The organism is Duganella phyllosphaerae, from assembly GCF_001758785.1.
Lineage (GTDB): Bacteria > Pseudomonadota > Gammaproteobacteria > Burkholderiales > Burkholderiaceae_D > Rugamonas > Rugamonas phyllosphaerae.
On the sequence record NZ_LROM01000054.1, the window covers coordinates 1 to 25,324 of the forward strand.

A 25,324-nucleotide genomic window follows, 5' to 3' on the forward strand; every position below is an offset into this window, starting at 1 on the left:
GGCCGCTGATGGCGTGGCTCGGCGCTGCAAGCGCTGCGCCTCCATCGTATCGCCAGCCTGCTGCGCGCGCATCGCTTGCACGCCGAGCCACGCCATCAGCGGCCGGCGCCAGCCCTGGTTCGACGCCACCTCGACCGCATCGTTCAAGGTTTGCGGTGTGGCTCTGCCGGCGCGCATCAGCACACCGGAGGCCACCAGTTTGGCCAGCGGATCGACAATTGCCTGCACCGCCGCCGCTGCGGCAGCATCGGTCGCGGCAGCAGCTGCGGTGCGGTGCTGTTCGGGCAGCAGGGCAGCATCGGCAGCGGTGGCGTGGCCGGCCAGGTAGGCGGCGTAGGCGCGGTCGGCCGGGCTGGCGTCCTGCGCCAGCTGGTTAAAGCCGGTGCAGTCTTCGAATACCAGCGATGCCACGCGGGTGGCGCAGCGGGTCAGTTCGGCGCGCAGCACCATGGTGGCCTGGCCGGTGCTGGCCAGGGCCTCGCGGGCGCGCTTGAAGTCGGCGTCTTCCACCCGGCTGTTGCCGGTCAGGTAAGCGTTGGTAAAGCGCTCGACCGAGCTTTGCGCGGTCAGTTGCCAGTCCGGCGCGGGCGGGGTATTGCCGCAGCCAGCCAATAGTGCGGCTGCAAGCGCAAGCAGGGAGCGGTTGATGCTCATGGTAGTTTGATCTCCGGGTCGCGCCTGAACGGCCATTTGCGGTTAATGTCGTTGACCAGCTGCTCCACCCGGCGCAAGCTGCTTTCCACCTCGTTGCGCAGCGTGCCCAGGTCGGCCGTGGCTTCCTTGGCGTTGGCGCCGACAGCCTGCGCTTCCACCAGCACCGCGTCCATTTTCTTCAGGCTGTTGCGGGCGTCGGCCAGCAGACCGTTGAGCTGAACGATGGTGGCCTGGGCATCGGTCATCACGCCTTGCGGGCCGAAGACCTGTTTGTCGGCATTGCCCACCAGGCTGTCGGCCTTGGTGGCCAGCGCGTTGACGGTGATAAGCAGCTTGTTGGCGCGCTCCGTCAGTTGCTGCGCGCTCTTGTCGTCGCCGGCGATCAGTCCCATCGCGCCGGACGGGCCATTGAGCTTGCCGGTCACGCCCTGGACATTGGCCAGGCTGGCGGCCAGCGCCGAATTTTCGGCCGTGAGGGTGTTGAGGTTTTGCAGCAGGTCTCGCGCGGAGGCCAGCAGGCGCGGGATTTCCGCGCCGGGGTCGCCGACCAGCAGGGTGCGCGCGGCGCCGTCGGGCAGCGGCGGATCGGTGGGAATGCCGGTAAAGGCGCGCAGCTTGGCACCGCCCACCAGGCCGCGCTCGAGCGTGAAGATGCTCGATGTGCGCAGCCAGTGTGCGTCGTCCTCGGGTACATCGACCAGCACGCGCGCCTTGCCTTCCTTGCTCAACTCGATGCGGCGCACGCGGCCAATGGGAAAGCCGGCGAACGTCACGTCCATGCCGACCACCACGCCGTCGGAGTCGTCGGCTTCGAGTACCAGGCGCTGGGTCGATTCGAAGGCGCCGCGCGCGTACATCAAGTACACGGCCGCACCGGCGACCAGCAGCACCATCAGCACCAGCAGCACGGCCGCCTTGAATTCGGCGTTGCGCACCGGTGTTTCGTGAACTACTTCCTGCGTCGTTTGTTCTGTCATCGTTATACCTAGTAGTAGTTACCCATCAGCGATGCCACCTCGATCAGCAGGATCACCGCGAACAGCCGCACCATGTCCGACAGGCCGTGCGTGACCTTGGCCCGGTAGCTGGCGCCGTAATAGAACGACGAGGCCATCGGGATCAGGCCCACCGCAAGGCTGAAGAAAATGATCTTGAGCGCCAGGATCATGGCGACGGCCGGATTGAACACCTGTCCCACCACGCGCGTGTAGCCGGGCAGGGCGTACGGCGTGAAGCCATACAGGGTCAGGTACGCCAGCACCAGCGTGAGCACGCATGATACGGCGGCCAGCATCCAGACCGCGAAGATGCCGGTGGCCACGCGCGGGAAAAAGGCGCTGCGCAGCTCGTCCAGAGTGGCGGCCGCGCCGGCTTTGCGGCTTTGTGAAAACTCCAGCCCGGTCGGCAGCGTGGTGCGCAGCGCCACGAAAGCGGCAGCCGTGAGCGGAATGAGTTCGAGCGTGAGCACCCGCACCACCAGGTCGAGCGCATAGCGGGTGAGGCCGTAGCTTTGCGAGGTGACCACCACGATGCGGATCAGCACCAGGCTCACCAGCGCCGACAGCACGCCGAACCACACCAGGTTGGGCACCGTGTCGCGCACCAGGTGGTGCGCCAGGATGCGGCGGTTATCTTTGCGATACGTGGCCGGCATCACGCCCACGGTGAGCATCAGCACCGAGAAATTGAGCAGCCGCCACCAGTCCAGTATCCACGCCACGGCGCCGCGGTGCAGCCGACGCACGATATTTGGCTGAATGGGATGTGATGGATGAACGCTCATCTTGGCATCTTAGCATTCGCATTGCCCGGTATGGCGTACGGATGCGCGGTCTTCATGCGCCGGGAAAGCTCTCGATGATGGCGTCGGCGGCGGCGCGCACGCGGGCGCTGCGGCTCAGGTCGCCGTGCATCACCAGCCAGACGTCGTAATGGTCCACCCGGTCGGGCCACACGCGCACCAGCAGCGGGTCGCCGTCGGCCATGTGGCACGGCAGTTCGGCCACGCCCATGCCCTTGCGGGCGGCGTCGAGCAGCATCAGGCCGCTATTGACTTCGATCGCCACGCGCGCGTTGGTGACCGGCTCGCGGCAGATCTTGTCGCGGTGGCGCGGCGCCACGCTGCCCTGGTATACCACGATGTCGTGGCCGGCCAGTCCCACGCCTTGCTCCGGCATACCGCGCAGCGCCAGGTACGACGGCGCCGCGTACAGGCCCATGCTGCGCTTGACCAGGTGGCGCGAGATCAGGTCGGGGCTGGTGGGTTTGAGCGTGCGCACCGCCAGGTCGGCTTCGCGCCGCGTGAGGCTGGTGATTTCGGTGCCGGTGGTGAGCACGATGCGGATGGCCGGATGGGCTGCGTGCAGGCGCCGCATGGCGTCCACCACGAAGGTGGCCGCCATGGTGTCGGACGTGGTCACCCGCACCACGCCGCACAGGCGGTTGTCGATGCCCTGCATCTCGCGCTGGAATTGCAGTGCGGCCGCCTCCATGGCCTGGGCGGCGGTTACGGCCAGTTCCCCTGCCGGGGTAGCCAGGTAGCCGGACGGCGTGCGCAGGAACAGCCGCGCACCGAGCGAGTCCTCCAGCGCATTCAAGCGGCGCCCCACCGTGGCCTGGTCGATGCCGAGCTGTCCGGCGGCAGCGCGCAGCGTGCTGGCGCGGTAGATGGCGAGAAAAATCCGGGCGTTGTCCCAGTCCATGCGATGTCTTTCGAGCGTGCGATGCATTTTGCATCGGGGTGCCGATGTTATGCGTCTTTACCGCATTCTGCAAGATGCCTAAGATGAGGTCCTTCAGACAAGGACTGCCCATGACCACCCCCGTTTTGCCGGCCGCCGCGCCGGCCCGCGAATTTGCGCCGTTGCTGGTGCTGACCACCTTGGCCATCGGCTTCGTGATGGCGATGATCGACGTCACCGCCGTCAACACCGCCCTCTCCGACATTTCCACCAGCCTGGCCGTGCCGCTCGCCGGCCTGGTGTGGGTGGTGGATGGCTACACGCTGACCTTTGCCGCGCTCCTGATGGCCGGCGGTGCGCTGGCCGACCGCTTCGGCCCCAAAGCGGTCTACCAGGGCGGCCTGGCCGTGTTCATCCTCGGCTCGGTGCTGTGCGCGCTGGCGCCCAGTGGCGCGGCGCTCGTCGCTGCGCGCCTGTTGCAGGGGGGCGGCGCGGCGCTGTTCATGCCCAGTTCCCTGAGCCTGCTCACCCACGCCTACGACGACCCGGCCACGCGCACCCGCATGTTGGCCACCTGGTCGGCCATCGTTGGCTGCTCGTCGGCGGCCGGGCCGCTGGTAGGCGGCTTGCTGGTCCACGAATTCGGCTGGCGCAGCGTGTTCTGGGTGAATGTGCCGATCGGCGTGGCCGGCATCGCGCTGGCGCACATCGTGGCGCCGGCCACGCAGGCCAACCGCCGTGCGTTGTCGCTGTGGAGCCATGCGCTTGGCGTGGCCTTGCTGGCCGGCCTGAGTTTCGTGCTGATCGAAGGACCGGTGCTGGGCTGGACGTCAATCCCGGTGCTGGCGGCGGCGCTGGCCACGCTGGCCGTGGGCGCCTGGCTGGTGGCGCGCGAGAAGCAGGGTGCGCACCCGCTGATTCCACGCGCGCTGTTTGCCACGCCGGCCTTTGCGGCCGCCAACGGCGTGGGCTTCATGATCAACTTCGCCGTGTATGGCCAGCTGTTTTTACTGAGCCTGTTTTTACAGGAGCGCGGCGCCGATGCGCTGGAGACGGGCGTGCGCCTGATTCCCATGATGGCCGCTTTTGCCATCGGCAACCTGACGTCGGGCCGCATCTCGGCGCGGGTGGGACCGCGCGCGCCGATGCTGTATGGCTTGCGGGTGGGGCTGGTGGCCGCCCTGGTGATGCTGACGACGATGACGCCGCAGTCGCCGTACTGGTATTTGATCGCGGTGACGATGGTGATGAATGTCGCCATCGGCATCGCCATTCCCGGCATGACCGCCACCGTCATGCTGGTGGCGGGCCGCGACTATGCCAACAGCGCTGCCGCCGCGCTCAACGCCAACCGCCAGGTCGGCGCGCTGGTGGGTGTGGCCGCCATGGGCGCTGTGCTGCACATGGCGCCCGGGTGGGCGGTACGGCTGCCATGGGCATTCGGGCTGGTCGCCGCCGCGTATGCGACGGCGTGCTCGCTGGTTTATCGCTATGTCAAGGCAGGCGAGCGGACTTAAACTCCGTGCTTCCGGCGCCAGGCGATCATCTCGGCGATGGTGAGGATCGGCATCGCATGCAACGCGGCGAACGCTTCGATGTCGGCTCCGCGCATCATGGTGCCATCGGGGTTCATCAATTCGCACAGCACCGCCGCCGGTTGCAGACCGGCCATGGTGGCCAGGTCCACCGAGCCTTCGGTGTGGCCTTTGCGCGCCAGCACGCCGCCCGGTGTGGCGCGCAGCGGGAACACGTGGCCCGGGTGGACCAGGTCGTGCGGCCTGGCGTCGGCGGCAATGGCGGCACGGATGGTGGTCACCCGGTCGGCAGCCGAAACGCCTGTGGTGACGCCGTCGCGCGCCTCGATCGACACCGTGAACGGCGTGCCGTAGCGGCTGCCGTTGTCAAGCGCCATCGGTGGCAGCTCCAGCTCGCGCACCTTGTCGGCGGGGAGGCACAGGCACACGATGCCGCTGCATTCGCGGATCAGGGTGGCCATGGTGGGGATGGTGATCTTTTCGGCGGCGACGATCAGGTCCGCTTCGTTCTCGCGGTCGAAATCGTCGAGCAGGATGACCGGCACACCGGCGCGCATGGCGTCCAGGGCGGCGGCAATGCGGCCTTCGAGGTCGTCGGACACGAGGGAGTAAGTGTTAAGGGGTGCTACGGATTGCGGGTCGAACATGGAAAACGCTCCTCGCTGTAAGCGAAAAACGCGACAGGGCAAGCAGATACGCGCAGCCCGCCACGCGCAGGCAGAACACCTGGGCGCGGGGAGGCCGCGTTACCGCACATCTTCTTTCATCCGGACTATACCGTCGGCCCTGGAGTCGCACCAGGTCTGCTGACCCCTGGCGCTGAACCGCCAGGGCGCTCGCGGGCTATGACCGTTGCCGGTCTTACCGCCGGTGGGGAATCGCACCCCGCCCCGAAGACGTTGTTGGCGCCTGCCGGATGGCAGGCGCGCGACGATTCTAGCCCAATTTTCGCAATTCGGTGTAAGGTAGCTGGTTACCTTAATTTATATGCATCTCGAATGAAGATCAGAATCATCCTGGCCGCCGCGCTGCTGTCTTGCTCTTTGCTGGCGCAGGCCGAAGCCACGGTCGCGCCGTCGCTGTCCCTCTCCAGCAACCTTCCCACCAGCCCCCTGGTCAAGACCGGCAAACTGGCCAACGGCCTGACGTACTACATCCACAAAAACCCGCGTCCGGAAAACAAGCTCGAACTGCGGCTGGTGGTCAAGGCCGGTTCGATCCTGGAGGACGACGACCAGCAGGGCCTGGCCCACTTCACCGAGCACATGGCCTTCAATGGTTCCACCAATTTCAAGCGCAACGAGCTGGTATCGTACCTGCAGTCGATCGGCGTGAAGTTCGGCGCCGACCTCAATGCCTACACCACTTTCGACGAAACGGTGTACATCCTGCCCATCCCCACCGACAATCCGAAAGTGGTGGACCAGGGCTTCCAGGTACTGGAAGACTGGGCCCATGGGCTGTCGATGAACGACGCCGACATCGACAGCGAGCGCGGGATCGTGCTCGAGGAACTGCGTATCGGCAAAGGCGTCGAAGACCGCGTCAACAAGGTGCTGCTGCCCAAGGTGCTCAATGGCTCACGCTATGCCGAGCGGCTGCCGATCGGCAAAGAACAGATCATCCGCAATTTCAACTACGACGCCATCAAGCGCTTCTACCGCGACTGGTACCGGCCCGACCTGATGGCGGTGGTGGCGGTGGGCGACATCGATCCGGACCAGGCGCAAAAGCTGATCGAGCGCCATTTCGGCAGGCTGAAAAATCCGGCCAACCCGCGCCCGCGCGTGTACGCCACCATCCCCGAGCGCCAGGAGTCCGAAGGGCTGGTCGTCACCGACAAGGAGATGAGCACCAACACCATCTACATCCGCTATCCGATCCAGCCCTGGCCGGCCGAGAACACGCTGCGCGACTATCGCCAGAAGCTGATCGAGTCGATCGGCGCCTCCATCCTCAGCCAGCGCATGGTCGAATTGACGCAGCAGGCCAACCCGCCGTTCCTGCAGGGCGGCAGCGGCATGAGCAAGATTGTGCGCGGCTACCGCTCGTTCGGCGCCGGTGCGGTGCTGGGCAAGGGCGGGGTGGCGCCGGCCATCAATGCGCTGGTGGCCGAGGACGAGCGCGCGCGCCAGTTCGGCTTTACCGCGTCGGAGCTGGAACGTGCCAGGAAGGGCATGTTGCGCAGCTACGAGAATATGTACCAGGAGCGCGACAAGTCCGATTCGGCTGGCTACGCGGCCGAATATATCCGCAACTTCCTCGAGGGCGAGTCGATCCCCGGCGTGGTGAACGAGTACCAGTACGCCCAGCAGCTTATCCCCGGCATTACGCTGGACGAGGTCAACGCTGCCATGCGCGCGGCGATTCCCGACAACCAGAGCAAGCTGGTGATCTACACCGGCATCGACAAGCCGGGCGCACCCGCGCCCAAGCCTGCCGAACTGCTGGCGCTGGCCACCGCCGCCGAGAAGATCAGCGTCAAGGCCAACGAAGAGAAGGTGTACGGCAGCCAGCTGATGCCGGCCAGGCCGGTGGCAGGCAGCATCGTCAAGCAGACCACCAACGACAAGCTGGGCACCACCGACCTGCTGCTCAGTAACGGCGTGCGCGTGGTGCTGCGGCCCACCGACTTCAATAACGACGAGGTGCTGATGGGTGGGCTGCGCTACGGCGGCTGGTCGCTGTTCGAGGACCGCGACCTCTTTGCTGCGCACTACGCCAGCAGCATCGTCAACCAGATGGGCGTGCTCGATTATTCGCCCAGCGACCTGGTGAAAATGTTGGCCGGTAAGAGCGTCAGTGCCAGCGCCCGCGTCAGTGCGCTCAATGAAGCGGTGCGCGGCGAAGCGGGCCGCGACGACATCGAAACCATGCTGCAACTGACGTACCTGCAAATGACCCAGCCGCGCAAGGACCCGGTCATCTACAGCGCCTTTGTCGACCGCCAGCGCGAGCTGGCGCAGAACAACCTGGTGCGGCCAGAGTCGGTGTTCTACGATACCGTCAGCCGCACGCTGTACAACGACAGCCCGCGCGTGCGGCGCCTGGCCAAACCGGCCGACTTCGACCAGCTCTCGCTCGACCGCGTGTTTGACCTGTACACCAGCCGCATGGCCAGTGCGCGCGACTTCACCTTCTTCATCGTCGGCAGCTTCGCTGTCGAGAAGATCAAGCCCCTGATCGCCACCTACCTGGCCAGCCTGCCCACCGGGCCGATTGCCACCGCCTTCCGCGACGAGGGCATCCGTCCGGTGCGCGGCGTGATCAAGAAAGAGGTACACGCGGGCGCCGAGCAAAAGAGCGTGATCTCGCTGTCGTTTACCGGCGAGGCGCCCTATACGCGCGAAGATGCGCTGCGCATGCGCGTGCTTACCGAGGTCCTCAACATCAAGCTGATCGAAGTGCTGCGCGAGAAAATGGGCGCGATCTACAGCGCGGACCTGAGCGGCTCGCTCAACCGCCAGCCGTACGCCAGCTACGCCATCAACGCCAACCTGCCGTGCGCGCCCGAAAACGTCGACAAGGTGCTGGCCGCCACGTTTGCCGAGATCGAAACGGTCAAGCAGCAGGGCGCGCAGGTGGCGGACCTGGACAAGGTCAAGGCCTCGATGCTGCGCGCCTACCGCAAGAGCATGCGCGAAAACGGCTACTGGATGGGCTCCTTGCAGAACGCCTTTGTGAACGGCACCGATCCGCAGGAAATCCTCACGTTCGAGCAGCGCCTCGCTGCCGTCACGCCAGCCGACGTGGCGCAGGCGGCGCAGCGCTACTTCGACCTGCAAAACTATGTGCAGGTGGTGCTGTATCCGCAAAAGTAAGCAGGGCGCCTGTTACACTGGCGCCTTGCATTCATACACGTAGCAGAGGCTGATCATGGCAAAGAAAAAAGAAGAACTGGACGAGGAAACCCTGGCGCTGATCCACTGGTGCATCGAGGTCGAAGGTTTCCTGGTCGCCGGTGGCGCCACCGTGGACCAGGCGCAGGAACATATCGAAGAACAGATCGAGTGGTTCACCGACCAGTTCTACGATGGCCTCACGCCCGAAGAAGCGGCCAAGGAGGCCCTGGCTTAATTATTTGGTCATCAACCGGCCATCAACGCCTTGACCGCATCGAGCGCCGCGCTGCCGGTGTTGGAACACCGCACCTGGTTGCGGCCACCTTCCTTGGCCACGTACATGGCGCGGTCGGCGGCCACGAACAGCGATTCGGTGTTGTCCAGCTGGTGCGGCAGGATGGTCGCCACGCCGATGCTCACCGTCAGCCACGCCGACGTGGTTGAACGCGGATGCGGAATTTGCAGCGCTTCGATGTGGGCGCGGATCGCCTCGGCCAGCAGGCATGCCGCGTCGCACGGGGTTTCGGCAAACAGCAGCACGAACTCCTCGCCGCCGTAGCGTGCCGCCAGGTCGGTGGTGCGCATCGCGTGCGAGGCGATCGCCTGCGCCACCTGCTGCAGGCAGGCGTCGCCGGCCGGGTGGCCCAGCGTGTCGTTATACAGCTTGAAGTGATCGACGTCGAGCACCACCAGCGACAGCGGCTGGCCGCTGCGCATGGCGCGCTGCCATTCCTTTTCCAGGAAGTTGTCGAAGTGGCGGCGGTTGGCGATCTTGGTCAGCGGGTCGACCATGGCCGCGCGCTGCAGCGCGTCTTCCGACTGCTTGTGGTGGGTGATGTCGTGCAGCAGGCCGATGAACAGCGGCTGGCGCAGGTACATCGGCGTGAGCGTCAGGTCCATGCACACCGAGCTGCCGTTGCGGTGGCGGATGATCACCTCGCGCGTGCCGTGGTGGTGGGCGGCGCCTGGCGCGCTGGCGTAGCGGCTGAAATACTCGAGGTATTCCTGCGCCACCAGCGGGTTGAGCAGGTCGGAGATATGGCTGCCGGCCAGTGCGTTCTCCTGGTAGCCCAGGTATTTATCGCAGGCCGGATTGGTAAACTGGATGCGGCCGTCGGCCTCGATGATCAGCAGGCCCTCGGCCATGTTGTTGACGATGGTGCGCAAGCGCTCGGCCTGTTCTTCCTGCGATTCCACGTTCACGCGGATCTGCAACTGGGTACGCACCCGTGCGCACACTTCGGCCATGCGCAACGGCTTGCCGATGTAATCGACCGCGCCAAGGTCGAAACCGGCCACCACGTCGTCGGTGCCGGTGCGCGCGCTCATGAAGATCACCGGGATGCGCGCAGTGGCGGGATTGCCCTTCAACTGGCGGCAGGTGTCGAAACCGTCCAGCCCCGGCATCACCACGTCGAGCAGGATCAAGTCTGGCTGGACCCGGCGCGCAATCTTGAGCGCTCGCTCGCCCGAGGTGGCGACAAAGGCCTGGTAGCCTTGCTCGACCATCAGTTTGCGCAACGCGGCCAGGTTCTCCGGCGCGTCATCGACGATCAGGACGGCAGCATCGCGCCGCCCCGCCATGCCGAGGATTTCGGGCGTCATGGCGCATCCTTAGCAGTCGGGTGAACGGGGATAAATTCTGCACAGTTGAACAATGAATTGCCTTGATTTAAGAGTGGTGATGGCCTTAAATCATACAACTTTGACTGCAGTAAAGGTGAAAATTAGCTTCGGGTATTCTTCAGGGAGAGACGATGCAACCTGCCCGGACCCCGGATTCGCCGGGTTTCTTCATTAACATTGTTATTTCTGCCAGGAACTTTGCTGATTTTGCCACGATATGGCGCGTACCGATACCGATATGGAATCGGCAAGTGTTGTATTTGTGCAGGGAGAATTCGGGCGGCGCGCGCCGCCCGGGATGAGGCGAGGGGACCAACTCAGATCTTGGCCGCGATCAGCTTGCCGAGAATTTCGATGCCGATGCGAATGCGCTCCGGCGCCACCGTCACGAACGACAGTCGCAGCGTGTTGGTGGCCGGGTCGTTGGCGTAGAACGGCGCGCCGGGGACGAAGGCCACTTTCTGGGCGATCGCCTCGTCGAGCAGGGCGATGGCGTTGATGTGCTTGGGCAGGGTTACCCAGATGAACATGCCGCCTTCGGGCCTGGTCCATTCCACGCCGGCCGGGAAGTACTGGGCCATGGCGTCAAGCATGACCTGGCACTGGTTGCCGTACAGGCTGCGGATTTTCGGGATGTGCTGTTGCAGGAACCCATCCTTGATCACCTCGTGCACGACCATTTGCGTCAGCTGCGAGGTGTGCAGGTCGGCGGCCTGCTTGGCCAGTTCCAGCCGGCGCACCAGCGGCAGCGGCGCCACCACGTAACCGAGGCGGATGCCCGGGGTGAGTACCTTCGAGAACGAGCCCATGTAGATCACGCCGTCCGGGTTCATCGCCACCATTTTCGGCAGCGGATCGCCTTGATAGCTGAGCGCGCCGTACGGATCGTCTTCGATCAGCGGCAGGCCCAGGCGAGCGCAGGTTTCCACCAGCTCCACCCGGCGCGGGGCCGACAGCGTGCGGCCGGTCGGGTTCTGGAAGTTGGGCAGCGCATACAGCAGGCGCGCGCCTTCGGCGACCGGCGCCAGCGACGATGGCACCAGGCCGTGGTCGTCGGTGTCCACCGACTTGAATTGCGGACGGTACACCGAGAACGCCTGCAGCGCGCCCAGGTACGACGGCGTTTCCACCAGCACCCGGCTGCCTTCGTCGATCAGCACCTTGCCCAGCAGGTCCAGCGCCTGTTGCGAACCCGACGTCATCAGCACCTGTTCCGGCACGATTTTGGCGCCTTCGGTGGACAGCGAATCGGCGATCCACTGGCGCAGCGGCAGGTAGCCGTCGGTCGGACCGTATTGCAGCGCCACTTTACCGTTTTCGCGCAGCACCTTGTCGTAGGCGACCTGCATTTCCTCGACCGGGAAGGTCAGCGGCGACGGCAGGCCGCCGGCGAACGAAATGATTTCCGGCTGCTGGGTGATCTTGAGGATTTCGCGAATGAACGAAGCTTTTAGCTGCTCCGCGCGTTCGGCAAAGCGCCACTGGATCGGATTCGGGTTCTCGATTTTCATACGGTCTCACTAGGTGGGTTCAACAAGCGCGCTGCGGCGCCTTTATTCAGCGCCTTATTCGGATTGCTCAGGCGACTTCTGCGATCAGTTCGATTTCGACGCAGGCGCCCATCGGGATCTGCGCCACGCCGAAGGCCGAGCGGGCATGCTTGCCGGCGTCGCCGAAGACTTCGCCCAGCAGCTCGGAAGCGCCATTGGTCACCAGGTGCTGCTCGGTGAAATCGCTGGTGGAGTTCACCAGGCTCATCACCTTGACGATGCGCTTGACGCGGGTGAGGTCGCCGCCTACGGCCGCTTGCAGCGTGCCGATCAGGTCGATGGCGATGGCGCGCGCTGCCTGCTTGCCTTCGGCGGTCTCGATATTCTTGCCCAGCTGGCCAGTCCATACGCTGCCATCGGCGCGCTTGGCGATATGGCCCGACAGGAACACCAGGTTGCCGGTCTGTGCGTACATGACGTAGGCGGCGGCCGGCGTTGCAGGCGCGGCCAGGGTGATATCGAGCGCTTCGAGTTTTTCGTAGACAGACATGGCGTCTCCAGACTTGTGAAAAAAATTAATCGGTGGCCGTTATTGTACTCTTGACGCAGGCTCTGCCTCCATACGGGCAAAAAACCAGATAGTCCACGGTTTCAACGCCGTTTTACCCCCATTTTGCGGCCGACGCCTACCGTGGCGATCACGGCGATTGCGAAAACCACGGTTTGCCAGTCGAGCGCTTCGCCCAGGAACGCGGCCGCGCCCAGCAGGCTCAAAAACGGTTGCACCAGTTGCACCTGGCCCACCCGGGCCACGCCGCCCAGCGCCATGCCGCGATACCAGAAAAAGAAGCCGATAAACATCGAAAACACGCACGTATAGGCAAACCCGGCCCAGGCGGCGGGATCGGCCGCCGCGATCAGTGCCGCGTCGCGCCAGCACAGCCAGGCCACGACCGGCACCAGTGGCGGCGCGGCCAGCACCAGCGCCCAGCAGATGGTGTGCTGGCCGCCCAGGGTTTGCGACAGCCGGCCGCCGGCTGCGTACCCCATGGCCGCCAGCAGCACGGCGGCAAAAATCGCCAGGTCGGCCGCGTGCAGCCCGCCGCCGCCCTGGCGCAGCGCAAAGCCCGCCACCAGCGCCGAGCCGCACACGGCCATGATCCAGAAACCGCGGGACGGCTTTTCGCCGCCGAGCAGGGCGGCAAACACGGCGGTGGCCAGCGGCAGGATGCCGACCAGCACGGCGCCGTGGGCGGCGGGCAGGGTACGCATGGCGATCGAGGTCAGCCACGGAAAGCCGATCACGCAGCCGAACGCCACCAGTGTCAGCGGCAGCCAGGCGCCGCGCGGCGGCCAGCTGGCGCGCTGCCACACCAGCCAGGCGCCGGCCAGCACCGCCGCGCCCAGCGCCCGGGCCAGCGCCACGAACATCGGCGACAGCCCATTGGGTGCGAAGTCGGTGCCGCCCACGGCCAGGCGGGTGAAGGGCAGGGTCAGGCTGAAGATGGCCACGCCGGCCAGGCCCAGCAACATTCCCCTGGAATCGTCGGAAGTGATGGAAGCGGATAGGGTGTGTGCGGTCATGGTGTCGCCCTGGTATCGATGGTGTTCATGCTACGTGACAAAACCAGTACAGTGCCGGTACACTTGACCATATAATGACTTGCACTGTGATGGCGAGATGACCAATACAAGAAACCTGCCTTCGATGCTCGGCGCGGCCGCCTCCCGCGCGGCGCAAGCCGTGGCCGAGGCGCTGGCGGCGCAGGCCGAGCGCGAAGCCGGTAAGGAGACGGCGGCAATCGCCGGCGTGCCTTCGGATGCAGCCGACTCGGGGCGGGCTATGCCGCGCGCGGCCATACAGTCCAGGGGCGCCACGGCAGCCGCCGCCGTGGCAGCAACGTCAGCCACGCGGCCAGTCACGCGGCCGGCAGCGGGCGCCATGGTTGGCCTGCTGTCGCGCGACTCGGGCGAAACGCTGATCGACCAGATCGTCCGCTCGGTAGCGGCGCGTATCGATGAGCGCCTGCTGCGCGGTGGCGCGCGCATGCCGTCGATCCGGTCGTTCGCGGCCACCCATGGGGTGTCGCCGTTCACGGTGGTGGCCAGCTACGATAAGCTGGTGGCCGCCGGCTACCTGGAATCGCGGCGCGGCGCCGGTTTTTTCGTGCGCGAACGCGTGCCGATGGCGCTTAACGCTGCCGAGTCCGCCTTTAGCGCGACCGCTGCCAGCGATCCGGCCAGCAAGCCGATCGACGTGGTGTGGCTGGTCCGTAATATGTTCCGCCAGATGCCGCACCAGCACATGCCCGGCACCGGCGTGCTGCCGGCCGACTGGCTCGACGGCGCGGCGATCGCCAATGCACTGCGCGCGGTCAGCCGCCAGAATGCCAGTTTGCTGCTCAACTATGGCGTGCCGCAGGGCTTTTTGCCGCTGCGCCAGCAGTTGCAGCACAAGCTGTCCGAGCTGGAAATCGCCGCCGCGCCGGAACAGATTGTCACCACCGCCGGCGTCACCCAGGCGCTGGACCTGGTCGCGCGCGAGTTCACCCGGCCCGGCGACACGATTTTTGTCGATGATCCCGCCTGGTTTTTGATGTTTGGCTCGTTTGCGGCGCTGGGCGCCAAGGTGATCGGCATTCCGCGCCTGGGCGACGGCCCCGACGTGGCCCGGCTGGCCGAACTGGCCGCCATCCATCGACCGAAGCTGTTCATCATCAATTCGGTACTGCACAACCCCAGCTCGACATCGCTGTCGGCAGCCAAGGCGTTCCAGGTGCTCAAACTGGCGGAAGAACACGACTTCATCCTGGTCGAGGACGATATCTATTGCGATCTGCACCCGGGTAGCGCAGTACAGCCGGCCACCCGGCTGGCCGCGCTCGACCAGTTGCAGCGGGTGATCTACCTCGGTGGCTTTTCCAAGACCATGGCCGCCAACCTGCGGGTGGGCTTTATCGCCACCTCGATCGAGCGCGCCGAGCGGCTGGCCGACCGCAAGATGCTCTCCACGCTCACCACCAGCGACATCGGCGAACGGGTAGTGTATAAAGTGCTGTCCGAAGGCTCGTACCGCAAGCATGCCGACCGTGTGCGTGCCAGGCTCGACAGCGTGCGCGCCAAGACCCTGCGCCAGATGGAGCGGGTAGGATTAAAGGTCGTGCACGCGGCGCCGGCCGGCATGTTCGTCTGGGCCGACGCCGGCTGCGACACCAACGCCCTGGCCGAGCGCGCCATGGCCGAACACCTGCTGCTGGCGCCCGGCAGCCTGTTTTCACCAACCCAGCTGCCATCGACCTTCATGCGCCTGAACGTGGCGGCGATGCAGGAACCGGCGGTATGGCGTTTTTTGGAAAAGATCAACATCAAATAGGAACTTGTGCAAATGAGTGATCCCGCGCTCGTGCCTGGACCTCAACATCAAATCCCGGCACTGCTAATGACGCTTGGTGAATTAATCCGCCAGGCACGCCAGCGCGCGTTACGCGCTGTGGATACCATCCAGGTGCAAACCTGTTGGGGGTTGGGGCGTCATATCGTCGAGTTTGAACAGGGCGGTGTCGCACGCGCAGCTTACGGCAAGCGCTTGTTGCCCGAACTGGCCAAGGCATTGACAGCCGAGTTTGGTAAGGGTTTCGACGCATCCAACCTGCGGTATATGCGCCTGTTTTATCAGGCTTTTCCAAAGTGTGACGCACTGCGTCACGAATTGAGCTGGACACACTATCGTACCTTGCTGCGGGTCGATAGCGAAACGGCCAGAACCTGGTACATGAACGAGGCGGCCGCCCAGAACTGGAGTTCGCGAGCGCTTGAACGTCAGATCGGCACACTGTATTACGAACGCCTGCTGGCCAGCCGGGACCGCGCCGCAGTCGAACAGGAGGCCACCCGAATGACTGAGGCGAACGCGAATCCGCGGGAATTTGTACGCGATCCGGTGCTGCTTGAGTTCCTTGGCGTGCCTGGAGCCGGGGTGCTGTTGGAAAGTGAGCTCGAACAAGCATTGATGGGGCAGCTAGAGGCTTTTCTGCTCGAACTGGGCAAGGGTTTCGCCTTTGTCGCCCGCCAGCAGCGCATCAGCACCGAGAGCCGTGACTTCTATATCGACCTGGTGTTTTACAACTACCTGCTCAAGTGCTTCGTTATTTTCGACCTGAAGCGAGGCGAGCTTACTCATCAGGACATCGGGCAAATGGATATGTATGTACGCATGTACGACGATCTCAAACGCGGACCAGACGATAACCCCACCGTCGGCACCATATTGTGCACCCACAAGGACGCGTCGGTGGTTCGTTATTCTGTGTTGCACGGCCATGAACAATTATTCGCCAGCAAATACAAACTCATCCTGCCCAGCGAGGAAGAGCTTCGTGCCGAACTCGATCGTGAGCGCGCCCGCTTGCAACTGGCCCAACAGCGTGATAACGACAATTAACATCCGAAAAAACCCGGCGTCGGCATCTCGCTCAACCCGGCTTTGCTTCCAGAGCGAAACAGGCGTTATCATGCTGGCGCCCGTAGTGCAGGGGCGGCCTTGAAATTCTTGTGGTCAGCCCCATAACCCGGACACCAACAACATTTTCCATCGAGGACATAATGACGGCACCAGAAAAACAAACCCTTGGCTTTCAAGCGGAAGTAAAACAGCTGCTGCAGCTGATGATCCACTCGCTGTACTCCAACAAGGAAATCTTCCTGCGCGAGCTGATCTCCAACGCCTCCGACGCGTCGGACAAGCTGCGCTTTGAAGCGATCAACAACGACGCCCTGTACGGCAACGACCACGAGCTGAAGATCAAGGTCGGCTTCGACAAGGCCGCACGCACCATCACCATCTCGGACAACGGTATCGGCATGAGCCGCGACGAGACCATTTCGCACCTGGGCACCATCGCCAAGTCGGGCACCAAGGAGTTCTTCGGCAAACTGTCGGGCGATCAGCAAAAAGATGCGGCCCTGATCGGCCAGTTCGGCGTGGGTTTCTACTCGGGCTTCATCATCGCCGACAAGATCACCGTGGAAACCCGCCGTGCCGGCCTCGATGCGTCGGAAGGCGTGCGCTGGGAATCGGGCGGCGAGGGCGACTATTCGATCGAGCAGATCGAAAAAACCGGCCGTGGCACCGACATCATCCTGCACCTGCGCGAAGGCGAGGACGAGTTCCTGTCGTCGTGGAAGCTCAAATCGATCATCCGCAAGTACTCGGACCATATCTCGCTGCCGATCGTGATGCAGAAGGAAGAGTACGACGAAGAGAAAAAGGAAACCGTCCTGCGCGACGAGACCGAAACCGTCAACCAGGCCAGCGCCCTGTGGGCCCGCAGCAAGTCCGAGATCACGCCGGAACAGTACGACGAGTTCTACAAGCACGTCTCGCACGACTTCCAGTCGCCGCTGACCTACACCCACAACCGCGTGGAAGGCCGCAGCGAGTACACCCAGCTGCTGTACATCCCGGCCAAGGCGCCGTTCGACCTGTGGGACCGCAACAAGCGTGGCGGCCTCAAACTGTACGTCAAGCGCGTATTCATCATGGACGACGCCGAGCAGCTGATGCCGACGTACCTGCGCATGGTCAAGGGCGTGATCGACTCGGCCGACCTGCCGCTGAACGTTTCGCGTGAAATCCTGCAAGAGTCGCGCGACGTGCGCGTGATCCGCGAAGGTTCGACCAAGCGCGTGATCGGCATGCTGGAAGAACTGGCCAACGCCGACGAGCAGGAAAAGAAAGACAAGTACGCGACCTTCTGGACCGAGTTCGGCCAGGTGCTCAAAGAGGGCATCGGCGAGGACGCGGCCAACAAGGACCGCCTGGCCAAGCTGCTGCGCTTTGCCTCGACTGCCAACGACAACGACGAGCAGACCGTCTCGCTGGAGCAGTTCCTGGCGCGTGCGAAAGAAGGCCAGGACAAGATTTATTACGTCACGGCCGACAATTACGTCGCCGCCAAGAACAGCCCGCACCTGGAAATCTTCCGCAAGAAAGGCGTGGAAGTGCTGCTGCTGACCGACCGCGTTGATGAATGGATGTTGTCGTTCCTGACCGAGTTCGATGGCAAGGAACTGGTGTCGGTGGCCAAGGGCGGCCTCGACCTGGGCGCGCTGGAAGACGAAGCCGAGAAGAAAGAGCACGAAGAAACCCAGACCTCGTACCAGGACCTGGTGGGCAAGATGAAGGAAGCGCTGGCCGACAAGGCCAAGGACGTGCGCGTGACGTTCCGCCTGACCGACTCGCCAGCCTGCCTGGTGGCCGATGAAAACGAACTGTCGGGCAACCTGCTGCGCATGTTGAAAGCGGCTGGCCAGAACGCGCCGGAATCGAAGCCTATCCTGGAAATCAACCCGGACCACCCGCTGGTGCAGCGTTTGAAGGCGGAAGACGTGGCCAGCTCGTTTGCCGACTGGGCCAACATCCTGTTCGACCAGGCCCTGCTGGCCGAAGGCGGTTCGCTGGCCGATCCGGCCTCGTTCGTCAAGCGCTTGAACGAGCTGCTGCTGAGCGCGAAGTAATCTCGGGCCAGGCGCAAGTCGCCTGACGCACATGGCCCGTCATCGCTGACGGGCCATTTTTTATTCGCCGAAGATAAAATGCGGCTTCTTGGGCGGTGGGCATCCTTCCGGGCCCGGCGACGTCTGCTTGCCGGTCTCGTCGAACTTCTTGCCGCAGTCGAGCACCTTGCCATTTTTGAAGCTGAAAATGCTGGCCACCTTGCCGTTGGGGTGATAGCAGATATTGTCGCCGTCGCGGTTGGTCGTGCCGTAGCTGATCATGGCCACGCCGTTGACGGTACGCTTGTCGTGGCCGATGCGCGGTTCGGTACACTTGAGCTGGCCATTCTCGAAATACGTGTTCAATACCGACCTGTCCGCGACACGATCGACCAGCAGCTCGTCCTTCACCTTGCCATTGGCGTACCAGCTGCGGCCCTCCTGGCGCGCGCCGAACTGGAACACGTAATCGTATTCCGGTTTGCCGTTGGCAAAATAGGTGCGGTGATAATCACACACATCGTCCCGGTCCCACTGGTATTCGTTGAAGCTGCAGCGCCGGATATCGTTGATCAGCTGGCCGTTCTCCGCGTAGTCGCGCAGCCAGGTTTCCAGTTGCCCCTTGATGACCGCCAGCCGCTCGGGCTTGCCGTTCGGGTAGTAGCGTGCATGGAGCCCGTCTTTTGTGCCCATCTTCCACGTGGTGTCGAGTCGCAGGATCTTGCCGGTGTCGTCGTAGGCGCGCTCGCGGCCGTCCAGCTGGCCGTTGCGGTAGGTGGCCGAATAGATCACGGCGCCGTCGGGTGCGTAGCGCGTGCGGGCGCCGTCGAGCACGTCCATATTGTAGTGGTCGCGCAGGCGCAGCTTGCCATCGGCGGTCGTGGCGATTGCTTCGCCATGCTTCTTGCCTTTGACAAAATTTGCGCGCATGGTCGTGGCGACATCGCCATCCCGGTAAAAGAAAGTCCAGGGGCCGCTGCGCAAATCATCCTGGAACGCTCCCCGGCCGTCGTCGATAATCCACGGGCCTTGCCGGCTGCCCTTGACGTACTCGCCGCGTTCGATGACCTTGCTGCCCATGGTGCGCTCGTAAGGTCCGTTGAGCTCGCCGCCGGCATAGGTGTCGAAGCCGGTCACATCGCCGTCGCCGTTATAGTTGATGACCGTCCAGCGGCCTTCGCGCTTACCGGCACGCAAGACGCCGTCTTCGCTGAAGCGCGGTCCCGCGTAATGCCATTGACCCTCGGCTACGCCATTGACGTAAGCGCCCTTGCTTTCGCCTTCGCGCAGACCGCTGCGCTCCCACATGCCCTGGCGCTTGCCGTTGACGTAGTTGCCTCGTTCGATGACCGCGTTGTCATCCCATGCCAGGCTATAGAACACGGAGGGACCATCGGGTTTGCCGTCAAATTCCTGTGGCGCGGTTTCCCACGCCAGTTGCCATAGCCGGTAATTGGGCAAGCTGCTGCCCATGTCGCTGTCCAGGGTGTAGGTCGCGGTGAGGAAGCGGCCGTTCTTCTTCCCGAAAATCTTCTTGTACGTGACCGCATCCTTGCTGTCCGGCGCCGCCCGCTGGCCATCGGCCGTGTAGTAACCCATGACAGTGCCGGTAGTGTGGTCGACGCCGTCGAAGTCGGGGTTGCCACTTTTGCCACCCACGCGTCCGTCCACGCTGTAGTCGAGCGGCGCCAGTTCCGCCAGCGCCGCCTTGACGCGCGCGGCATTGAGCGCGGTGTCACCCTTGGCAATGCGGTCGAGCGCAGGCTGCAGGGCGGCCAGTCGCACGTAGTTGCCCAGGGCCTGGTGGTAGCGGTAGGCGCGCAAGCCCTGTTTGCCATCGAGGCGCAGCAGGACCAGCATGGTCTGGTGCTCGGGCGCCGGATCGCGGTCGAGTGCAGCATAGAACACTGAACGGATGTCGGCCTTGCCGAAAGTTTCGAGCTTGCGCGCTTTGGCATTGACCAGGGGTTCGCCATTCGTCCCGGTGCAGGCGCAGTAGTAAGCGGTGACGCCGCCGGCTTCCTTGATGAAGGCAATATCGGCGCCGCTGTCCTGCGAGGAAGTAACGACCGGGTGGGCCAGGGATTTGCCCTCGTAGAACGGTGCAGCGTGGACCAGATGGACTGGGGAAGCAAGCGCTGCGGCCAACAACACCGCAAGCAGCTTGGCAGGAGGCAAGCACCGCATTCAGACTCCTGCCAGCGTCAGCCTGGCGCAAAACTCTTCCAGCAGCTGCGCGCCTTCCGGCCAGGCGCCGTAGCCGGCGTCGCCGTTGATGTGACCGGCATCGCCGATCTCGACGCAGACGCTGCCCCAGGCCAGCGCGAATTCGCGCGCTCGCTCGATCGATACGTACGGATCGTTGTTGCTGGCAATGACCAGGGTGGGGAAGGGCAGTGGCGCCAGCTGCATCGGCTGGAAGCCGGTGGTGCAGTCCGGGTAGGACGGGGCGTCGGTGTCTGAAGGCGCTACCAGGAAGGCGCCGGCCACCTGGTGGCCAGATCCCGATGCGGCCCAGCGCGTGACCAGTGCGCAGCTCAGGCTGTGGGCAACCAGCACCGGCGGCGTGGCGCAGCGGGCGATGGCGGCGTCCAGTTCAGCCACCCATTCGTCGGCATCAGGCGTCTCCCAGTCGCGGTGGGGCACCCGTACCCAGTCCGGGTGCTGTTGTTCCCAGTGGCTCTGCCAGTGCGCGGGGCCGGAATTCCACAGGCCTGCCAATACCAGTACTTCTTGCGCCATAACGACTCCCATAGATGATCTAAGAGACATGATTCTACCGAAAAACTTTTTTTGAACTTTTTTCAAAAAAATTCAAATAAACCCTCAAGTTCCCCAAAACCTTGCCGTTACCAGGTTCAGGATGCGGGGAAAAGCAGGTAAAGACCGCTCCAGGTTGCATGAAGGTAGCCGAAAATAATTAAAAATTTTTTCGTGGAAACCCTAAAGTTCTCCAAAAAGCTGCCGTAACCGGGTTAGATGTAGCAAAAAAGCGTCGCTTGCATGAAGTTTTTTAGTCCCGTTCCACCGCTTTTTCAGGACGAATTTGAAGACTGCCAGCCACCAGAAGTCTGCGCCGCAAGGGCGTAGAGCCTCGATCTGCGAGTGTTTGTAAGACAAACACCGACGGGTCGCGTTCGCTATTTCCTGACGGAAAATACGGAGGAACACCTCTTCTCGTATTTTTGTTGCTCCCGCAGAATGTATCTCACTGGAAACGTAATTCCACAGTGAAATATACGAAGCACACGAACTACTGGGAGATGGAAATGACTGCAAACGACATGATGGCTGAGATCCGCGATGCTAACCTGAGCTACCTGATGCTCGCGCAGCAAATGATCCGCGCTGACAAGGTCACCGCGATCTTCCGTCTCGGCGTCTCTGCCGAAATCGCCGAGCTGATCGAAGGCATGAGCAACGCTCAAATCCTCAAGCTCGCTGGCGGCAACATGATGCTGGCCCGCTTCCGCTTCGACGACAGCGCCATCCTGTCGATGCTGACCAACTATAATAAAGACCGCACCCTGGCGCAGTCGCACGCCGCCATCCTGATGGCCGGCCAGGCCGTTGAAGAAATCGCATAATCTATCTATCAGCAGCCGGGAGCCCAGATCATGACCAAGAAAAGCGTAGTCTCCGAAGCCCAGGAAATTCAACTGGCCATCGAACTGATCCAACTGGGCGCACGCCTGCAGTTGCTCGAGTCGGAAGTGTCGCTGTCGCGCGAGCGGCTGCTCAAGCTCTATAAAGAGCTGCGCGGCATGTCGCCACCGAAAGGCATGCTGCCGTTTTCGACCGACTGGTTCCTGACCTGGCAGCCGAACATTCATTCTTCGCTGTTCATCAACATTCACCAGTTTTTGGTGACCCACGCTGGCGCTTCCGGCATCCAGGCCGTGATGAAGGCTTACCAGCTGTACCTCGAACAAATGCCGCCGGCCCCGGGCGAAGAGCCGCTGCTGTCGCTCACCCGGGCCTGGACCCTGGTGCGTTTCTTCAGCAGCAAGATGCTGGAAACCGCGCCTTGCAACAAATGCCAGGGCAAATTCGTGGTCAACGCCATGGACCTGCACGGCAGCTACGTGTGCGGCCTGTGCCACATGCCTTCCCGCGCCGGCAAGACCAAGGCGGCGCAAAAAGCGCGCGACGCCGAACTGGCCGACGCTGAAGCGCTGGCTGCCTGATCGGCCTGCGTTTCTTGCCTGGTCCGTCCTACCTCTCGACAATGGTCCGCACGCCCGCCGTGCGGGCCTTGCTGATCCAGTGCGGCGCCGCGCCGCTCACGCTGGTGCTGGTTTACCTGCTGGCCTCGCTCCGTCTTCCCTGGTTTTACCCGGTTAACTACCTGACCGTGGCCGTGATCCACGGCCTGCTCGCAGCCGTCATTACCTGGCGGGTGGGGCTGGCGCCGTGGTGGCGGCTCATCGAGTTCCTGTTTCCGCTGGCGGTGCTGGCCACGCTGGCGCTGCATTTGCCTCCGTGGATCTTCCTGCTGGTATTTCTCGTCCTGTTGGGCTGGTACTGGTCCACGTTCCGCACCCAGGTGCCGTACTACCCGTCCAGTCCGGACGTGTGGGATGCCGTGCGCCAGCAACTGCCACCGCCGTCCCCCACTGGCCAACCGCTGCGGGTGATCGACATCGGCAGCGGGCTCGGTGGTTTCGTGCTGTATATGGCCAGGGTACGGCCCGATATCGAGGTGGTCGGCATCGAGCTGGCGCCGTTGCCGTGGCTGGTCAGCTGGCTGCGGGCGCGCATTGCTGGCAGCCGGGCCCGGTTTATCCGCGGCGATTACGAGCAGCTCGACTTCGGCCAGTTCAACCTGGTGTTCGCCTACCTGTCGCCGGCGGTGATGGCGCCTTTGTGGCGCAAGGCAGAGGCGGAAATGTGTCATGGCGACACGCTCATCAGCTACGAGTTTGCAATTGACGCGAGAAAGCCCGATCTGGTCATTCACGCCACAAACACATCAACTCCCCTCTATAAATGGTGCTTTTAAGCATCATTCGGCGTTATTCGCTTGCCCGTCAGCACTCAGACACGCTATTGTAGTTCTACACGTAAATTTTATGAAATCGGGCCGCCGTTAGTTAATGTTTTGGCCCTTTTTCTTTTTCGGGAGTCTTACTTGTTTGTCATCATCGGTTATGTCGTCATCATGGTCGGCGTCTTTGGCGGTTACGCCATGGCGGGCGGGCACCTGGCTGCGCTGTTCCAGCCGCTCGAGCTGGTGATGATCGGCGGCGGCGCCTTCGGCGCTTTCATTGCCGGTAACAATGCCAAGACCATCAAGGCCACCATGGGCGCCATGCCCAAGCTGCTCAAGGGCTCGCGCTTCAATAAAGACCTGTACATGGAGCTCATGTCGCTGATGTTCGACGTGCTGTCCAAGGTCCGCAAGGAAGGCCTGATGTCGATCGAAGGCGATATCGACAGTCCCGAACAAAGCCCGGTGTTCAGCAAATACCCGAGCGTCCTGTCCGATCATCACATCGTCGAATTCATCACCGATTACCTGCGCCTGATGGTGTCCGGGAATATGGATGCGTTCCAGATCGAAAACCTGATGGACAACGAGATCGACACCCACCACCACGAGGGCGCAGCGCCGGCCCACGCGATTGCCCGCCTGGGCGACGGCATGCCCGCTTTCGGTATCGTGGCGGCGGTGATGGGCGTGGTCCACACGATGGAAAACGTCGGTTTGCCACCGGCCGAGCTGGGCATCCTGATCGCCCACGCGCTGGTCGGTACCTTCCTCGGTATTCTGCTGGCCTATGGTTTTGTTGCGCCGCTGGCCAGCTTGCACGAACAGAAGCTGGAAGAAGAAACCAAGATGTACCAGTGCGTCAAGGTCATCCTGCTGGCCAGCCTCAACGGCTATGCGCCGGCGCTGGCCGTGGAGTTCGGCCGCAAGGTGCTGTACTCGACCGAGCGCCCGACCTTCAGCGAGCTGGAAGACCACATCAAGAAATCGAAATCCAAGTGATGAATTTTCTGATGTTCAGCCAACCAAGGAACCGCCATGGCTGAAGAAGGCTTACGGCCGATTATTGTCAAACGCATCAAGAAGCACGGCGGCGGTCACCACGGCGGCGCGTGGAAGATCGCCTATGCCGACTTCGTGACGGCGATGATGGCGTTCTTCCTGTTGATGTGGCTGCTCGGCTCCACCACCAAGGGAGACTTGAACGGTATCTCCGAATACTTCAAGACGCCGTTGAAGGTGGCGATGCAGGGCGGCTCCGGCAGCGGCGACAGCAGCTCGGTGATCCAGGGCGGCGGCACCGATCTGACCCGCAAGACCGGCCAGGTCAAGGCCAGCGACAACCCGACCGAACAGAAAACCTATAACCTCAACGCGGCCAAGAAGGCGCTCGAGGCCGAGGAAAAAGAGCGCCTGAAAAACCTCAAGCAAAAGATCGAGCAAAAGATCGACGCCAACCCGGTGCTGACCAAGTTCAAGAACCAGCTGCTGCTCGACATCACCAGCGAAGGCTTGCGGATCCAGATCGTCGACGAGCAGAACCGGCCGATGTTCAATTCGGCGCGCGCCGAGTTGCAGCCGTATTTCAAGGAAATCCTGCACGAGATCGGCTTCGTGCTCAATGACGTGCCAAACCGCATCGGCCTGACCGGCCATACCGATTCCACGCCGTACATGAGCGAGACCGGTTACAGCAACTGGGAACTGTCGGCCGACCGCGCCAACGCCTCGCGCCGCGAGCTGATCGTCGGCGGCATGGCCGACGCCAAAGTGCTGCGGGTGGTGGGGCTGGCTTCTGCCGCCAACCTCGACAAGGCTGATCCGTTCAACCCGATCAACCGCCGCATCAGCATCCTGGTGATGAACAAGCGCACCGAGGAAAGCGTGATCCGCGATGGCGGCCGCCAGATCGAGGTGGGCGCCGAAGAGGGCGCGGTCGAGGATGCACCGGCTGCGCCGGCGCCGGCGCCGTCGGGACCGCCGGTCCGCAAGTAACGATTGATGTTCAAAA

22 protein-coding genes and 1 riboswitch are annotated in these 25,324 nt (G+C 63.3%); of the genes, 11 read left to right on the forward strand and 11 right to left on the reverse strand.

Annotation, left to right across the window (positions count from 1 at the left end; all coding sequences use genetic code 11):
* From DUPY_RS04845 to DUPY_RS04860, 4 genes are all read right to left on the reverse strand, one after another.
* The coding region (locus DUPY_RS04845) for a hypothetical protein (protein WP_070246748.1) at positions 1-654 on the reverse strand (654 nt) is incomplete at its 3' end.
* A complete protein-coding gene (locus DUPY_RS04850) occupies positions 651-1,631 on the reverse strand; it encodes an MlaD family protein (RefSeq protein ID WP_070246711.1) in 981 nt (326 codons plus the stop codon). The genes DUPY_RS04850 and DUPY_RS04845, both read right to left, overlap by 4 nt.
* 8 nt (positions 1,632-1,639) lie before the next feature.
* Positions 1,640-2,398 carry an MlaE family ABC transporter permease gene (locus DUPY_RS04855; RefSeq protein WP_141749425.1) on the reverse strand — a complete coding sequence of 253 codons (759 nt, stop codon included), beginning with the start codon at positions 2,396-2,398 and terminating at the stop codon, positions 1,640-1,642.
* A gap of 91 nt (positions 2,399-2,489) precedes the next feature.
* Positions 2,490-3,356, reverse strand: coding sequence for a LysR family transcriptional regulator (locus tag DUPY_RS04860; protein ID WP_070246713.1), 867 nt, complete (start codon positions 3,354-3,356; stop codon positions 2,490-2,492).
* Between the two features lie 110 nt (positions 3,357-3,466).
* Here DUPY_RS04860 and DUPY_RS04865 point away from each other — a divergent pair, with 110 nt between their 5' ends.
* Entirely contained in the window at positions 3,467-4,852 is a 1,386-nt protein-coding gene (locus DUPY_RS04865; protein WP_070246714.1) for an MFS transporter, read from the forward strand.
* Here DUPY_RS04865 and ribB read toward each other — a convergent pair.
* Positions 4,849-5,517, reverse strand: a complete 669-nt coding sequence (gene ribB / locus DUPY_RS04870) for a 3,4-dihydroxy-2-butanone-4-phosphate synthase (RefSeq protein ID WP_070246715.1) — start codon at positions 5,515-5,517, stop codon at positions 4,849-4,851. The two genes, DUPY_RS04865 and ribB, sit on opposite strands and share 4 nt — an antisense overlap.
* A gap of 104 nt (positions 5,518-5,621) precedes the next feature.
* A riboswitch (FMN riboswitch) is annotated at positions 5,622-5,772 on the reverse strand.
* Positions 5,773-5,868: 96 nt separating this feature from the next.
* Here ribB and DUPY_RS04875 point away from each other — a divergent pair.
* Both DUPY_RS04875 and DUPY_RS04880 read left to right on the forward strand, forming a co-directional pair.
* Positions 5,869-8,691 carry a M16 family metallopeptidase gene (locus DUPY_RS04875; protein WP_070246716.1) on the forward strand — a complete coding sequence of 941 codons (2,823 nt, stop codon included), beginning with the start codon at positions 5,869-5,871 and terminating at the stop codon, positions 8,689-8,691.
* A 55-nt stretch (positions 8,692-8,746) separates the two neighbouring features.
* Complete coding sequence (locus DUPY_RS04880) at positions 8,747-8,947, forward strand: hypothetical protein (protein WP_070246717.1); 201 nt, start codon at positions 8,747-8,749, stop codon at positions 8,945-8,947.
* Between the two features lie 11 nt (positions 8,948-8,958).
* On the opposite strand, the gene DUPY_RS04885 is transcribed toward DUPY_RS04880, so the two are convergent.
* From DUPY_RS04885 to DUPY_RS04900, 4 genes are all read right to left on the reverse strand, one after another.
* Positions 8,959-10,317 carry a diguanylate cyclase domain-containing protein gene (locus tag DUPY_RS04885; protein ID WP_070246718.1) on the reverse strand — a complete coding sequence of 453 codons (1,359 nt, stop codon included), beginning with the start codon at positions 10,315-10,317 and terminating at the stop codon, positions 8,959-8,961.
* A gap of 338 nt (positions 10,318-10,655) precedes the next feature.
* A complete protein-coding gene (locus tag DUPY_RS04890) occupies positions 10,656-11,849 on the reverse strand; it encodes an aminotransferase-like domain-containing protein (protein WP_070246719.1) in 1,194 nt (397 codons plus the stop codon).
* A gap of 67 nt (positions 11,850-11,916) precedes the next feature.
* A complete protein-coding gene (locus DUPY_RS04895) occupies positions 11,917-12,378 on the reverse strand; it encodes a RidA family protein (RefSeq protein WP_070246720.1) in 462 nt (153 codons plus the stop codon).
* 101 nt (positions 12,379-12,479) lie between these two features.
* Positions 12,480-13,412, reverse strand: coding sequence for a DMT family transporter (locus DUPY_RS04900; protein WP_070246721.1), 933 nt, complete (start codon positions 13,410-13,412; stop codon positions 12,480-12,482).
* Positions 13,413-13,509: 97 nt separating this feature from the next.
* Here DUPY_RS04900 and DUPY_RS04905 point away from each other — a divergent pair, with 97 nt between their 5' ends.
* From DUPY_RS04905 to htpG, 3 genes are all read left to right on the forward strand, one after another.
* Positions 13,510-15,201, forward strand: coding sequence for an aminotransferase-like domain-containing protein (locus DUPY_RS04905; RefSeq protein WP_208599998.1), 1,692 nt, complete (start codon positions 13,510-13,512; stop codon positions 15,199-15,201).
* 12 nt (positions 15,202-15,213) lie between these two features.
* A complete protein-coding gene (locus DUPY_RS04910) occupies positions 15,214-16,269 on the forward strand; it encodes a PDDEXK nuclease domain-containing protein (protein WP_070246722.1) in 1,056 nt (351 codons plus the stop codon).
* A 161-nt stretch (positions 16,270-16,430) separates the two neighbouring features.
* Positions 16,431-18,344 carry a molecular chaperone HtpG gene (gene htpG / locus DUPY_RS04915; RefSeq protein ID WP_070246723.1) on the forward strand — a complete coding sequence of 638 codons (1,914 nt, stop codon included), beginning with the start codon at positions 16,431-16,433 and terminating at the stop codon, positions 18,342-18,344.
* Between the two features lie 60 nt (positions 18,345-18,404).
* On the opposite strand, the gene DUPY_RS04920 is transcribed toward htpG, so the two are convergent.
* Complete coding sequence (locus DUPY_RS04920) at positions 18,405-20,510, reverse strand: toxin-antitoxin system YwqK family antitoxin (RefSeq protein WP_070246724.1); 2,106 nt, start codon at positions 20,508-20,510, stop codon at positions 18,405-18,407.
* Positions 20,511-21,065, reverse strand: coding sequence for an RBBP9/YdeN family alpha/beta hydrolase (locus DUPY_RS04925; RefSeq protein WP_070246725.1), 555 nt, complete (start codon positions 21,063-21,065; stop codon positions 20,511-20,513). It lies immediately after the preceding gene.
* Positions 21,066-21,592: 527 nt separating this feature from the next.
* Here DUPY_RS04925 and flhD point away from each other — a divergent pair.
* The 5 genes from flhD to motB all read left to right on the forward strand — a co-directional run bounded on the left by flhD (position 21,593) and on the right by motB (position 25,308).
* Positions 21,593-21,910, forward strand: coding sequence for a flagellar transcriptional regulator FlhD (flhD, locus tag DUPY_RS04930; RefSeq protein WP_070246750.1), 318 nt, complete (start codon positions 21,593-21,595; stop codon positions 21,908-21,910).
* Between the two features lie 30 nt (positions 21,911-21,940).
* Entirely contained in the window at positions 21,941-22,510 is a 570-nt protein-coding gene (gene flhC / locus DUPY_RS04935; protein WP_070246726.1) for a flagellar transcriptional regulator FlhC, read from the forward strand.
* A 41-nt stretch (positions 22,511-22,551) separates the two neighbouring features.
* Positions 22,552-23,325 carry an SAM-dependent methyltransferase gene (locus tag DUPY_RS04940; protein WP_070246727.1) on the forward strand — a complete coding sequence of 258 codons (774 nt, stop codon included), beginning with the start codon at positions 22,552-22,554 and terminating at the stop codon, positions 23,323-23,325.
* 129 nt (positions 23,326-23,454) lie between these two features.
* A complete protein-coding gene (gene motA / locus DUPY_RS04945; protein WP_070246728.1) occupies positions 23,455-24,315 on the forward strand; it encodes a flagellar motor stator protein MotA in 861 nt (286 codons plus the stop codon).
* Between the two features lie 36 nt (positions 24,316-24,351).
* Positions 24,352-25,308 carry a flagellar motor protein MotB gene (gene motB, locus DUPY_RS04950; protein WP_070246729.1) on the forward strand — a complete coding sequence of 319 codons (957 nt, stop codon included), beginning with the start codon at positions 24,352-24,354 and terminating at the stop codon, positions 25,306-25,308.
* Positions 25,309-25,324: the final 16 nt, after the last annotated feature.

Excerpts from the sequence above, each read along its gene's own strand:
- DUPY_RS04880 (WP_070246717.1), top strand. The coding sequence starts at position 8,747 with ATGGCAAAGAAAAAAGAAGAACTGGACGAGGAAACCCTGGCGCTGATC.
- DUPY_RS04895 (WP_070246720.1), bottom strand. The coding sequence starts at position 12,378 with ATGTCTGTCTACGAAAAACTCGAAGCGCTCGATATCACCCTGGCCGCG.
- flhD (WP_070246750.1), top strand. The coding sequence starts at position 21,593 with ATGACTGCAAACGACATGATGGCTGAGATCCGCGATGCTAACCTGAGC.
- DUPY_RS04885 (WP_070246718.1), bottom strand. The coding sequence starts at position 10,317 with ATGACGCCCGAAATCCTCGGCATGGCGGGGCGGCGCGATGCTGCCGTC.
- DUPY_RS04875 (WP_070246716.1), top strand. The coding sequence starts at position 5,869 with ATGAAGATCAGAATCATCCTGGCCGCCGCGCTGCTGTCTTGCTCTTTG.
- flhC (WP_070246726.1), top strand. The coding sequence starts at position 21,941 with ATGACCAAGAAAAGCGTAGTCTCCGAAGCCCAGGAAATTCAACTGGCC.
- DUPY_RS04925 (WP_070246725.1), bottom strand. The coding sequence starts at position 21,065 with ATGGCGCAAGAAGTACTGGTATTGGCAGGCCTGTGGAATTCCGGCCCC.
- DUPY_RS04905 (WP_208599998.1), top strand. The coding sequence starts at position 13,510 with ATGACCAATACAAGAAACCTGCCTTCGATGCTCGGCGCGGCCGCCTCC.
- DUPY_RS04865 (WP_070246714.1), top strand. The coding sequence starts at position 3,467 with ATGACCACCCCCGTTTTGCCGGCCGCCGCGCCGGCCCGCGAATTTGCG.
- DUPY_RS04850 (WP_070246711.1), bottom strand. The coding sequence starts at position 1,631 with ATGACAGAACAAACGACGCAGGAAGTAGTTCACGAAACACCGGTGCGC.
- DUPY_RS04900 (WP_070246721.1), bottom strand. The coding sequence starts at position 13,412 with ATGACCGCACACACCCTATCCGCTTCCATCACTTCCGACGATTCCAGG.
- ribB (WP_070246715.1), bottom strand. The coding sequence starts at position 5,517 with ATGTTCGACCCGCAATCCGTAGCACCCCTTAACACTTACTCCCTCGTG.
- DUPY_RS04910 (WP_070246722.1), top strand. The coding sequence starts at position 15,214 with ATGAGTGATCCCGCGCTCGTGCCTGGACCTCAACATCAAATCCCGGCA.
- DUPY_RS04940 (WP_070246727.1), top strand. The coding sequence starts at position 22,552 with ATGGTCCGCACGCCCGCCGTGCGGGCCTTGCTGATCCAGTGCGGCGCC.
- DUPY_RS04890 (WP_070246719.1), bottom strand. The coding sequence starts at position 11,849 with ATGAAAATCGAGAACCCGAATCCGATCCAGTGGCGCTTTGCCGAACGC.
- DUPY_RS04860 (WP_070246713.1), bottom strand. The coding sequence starts at position 3,356 with ATGGACTGGGACAACGCCCGGATTTTTCTCGCCATCTACCGCGCCAGC.
- htpG (WP_070246723.1), top strand. The coding sequence starts at position 16,431 with ATGACGGCACCAGAAAAACAAACCCTTGGCTTTCAAGCGGAAGTAAAA.
- motB (WP_070246729.1), top strand. The coding sequence starts at position 24,352 with ATGGCTGAAGAAGGCTTACGGCCGATTATTGTCAAACGCATCAAGAAG.
- DUPY_RS04920 (WP_070246724.1), bottom strand. The coding sequence starts at position 20,510 with ATGCGGTGCTTGCCTCCTGCCAAGCTGCTTGCGGTGTTGTTGGCCGCA.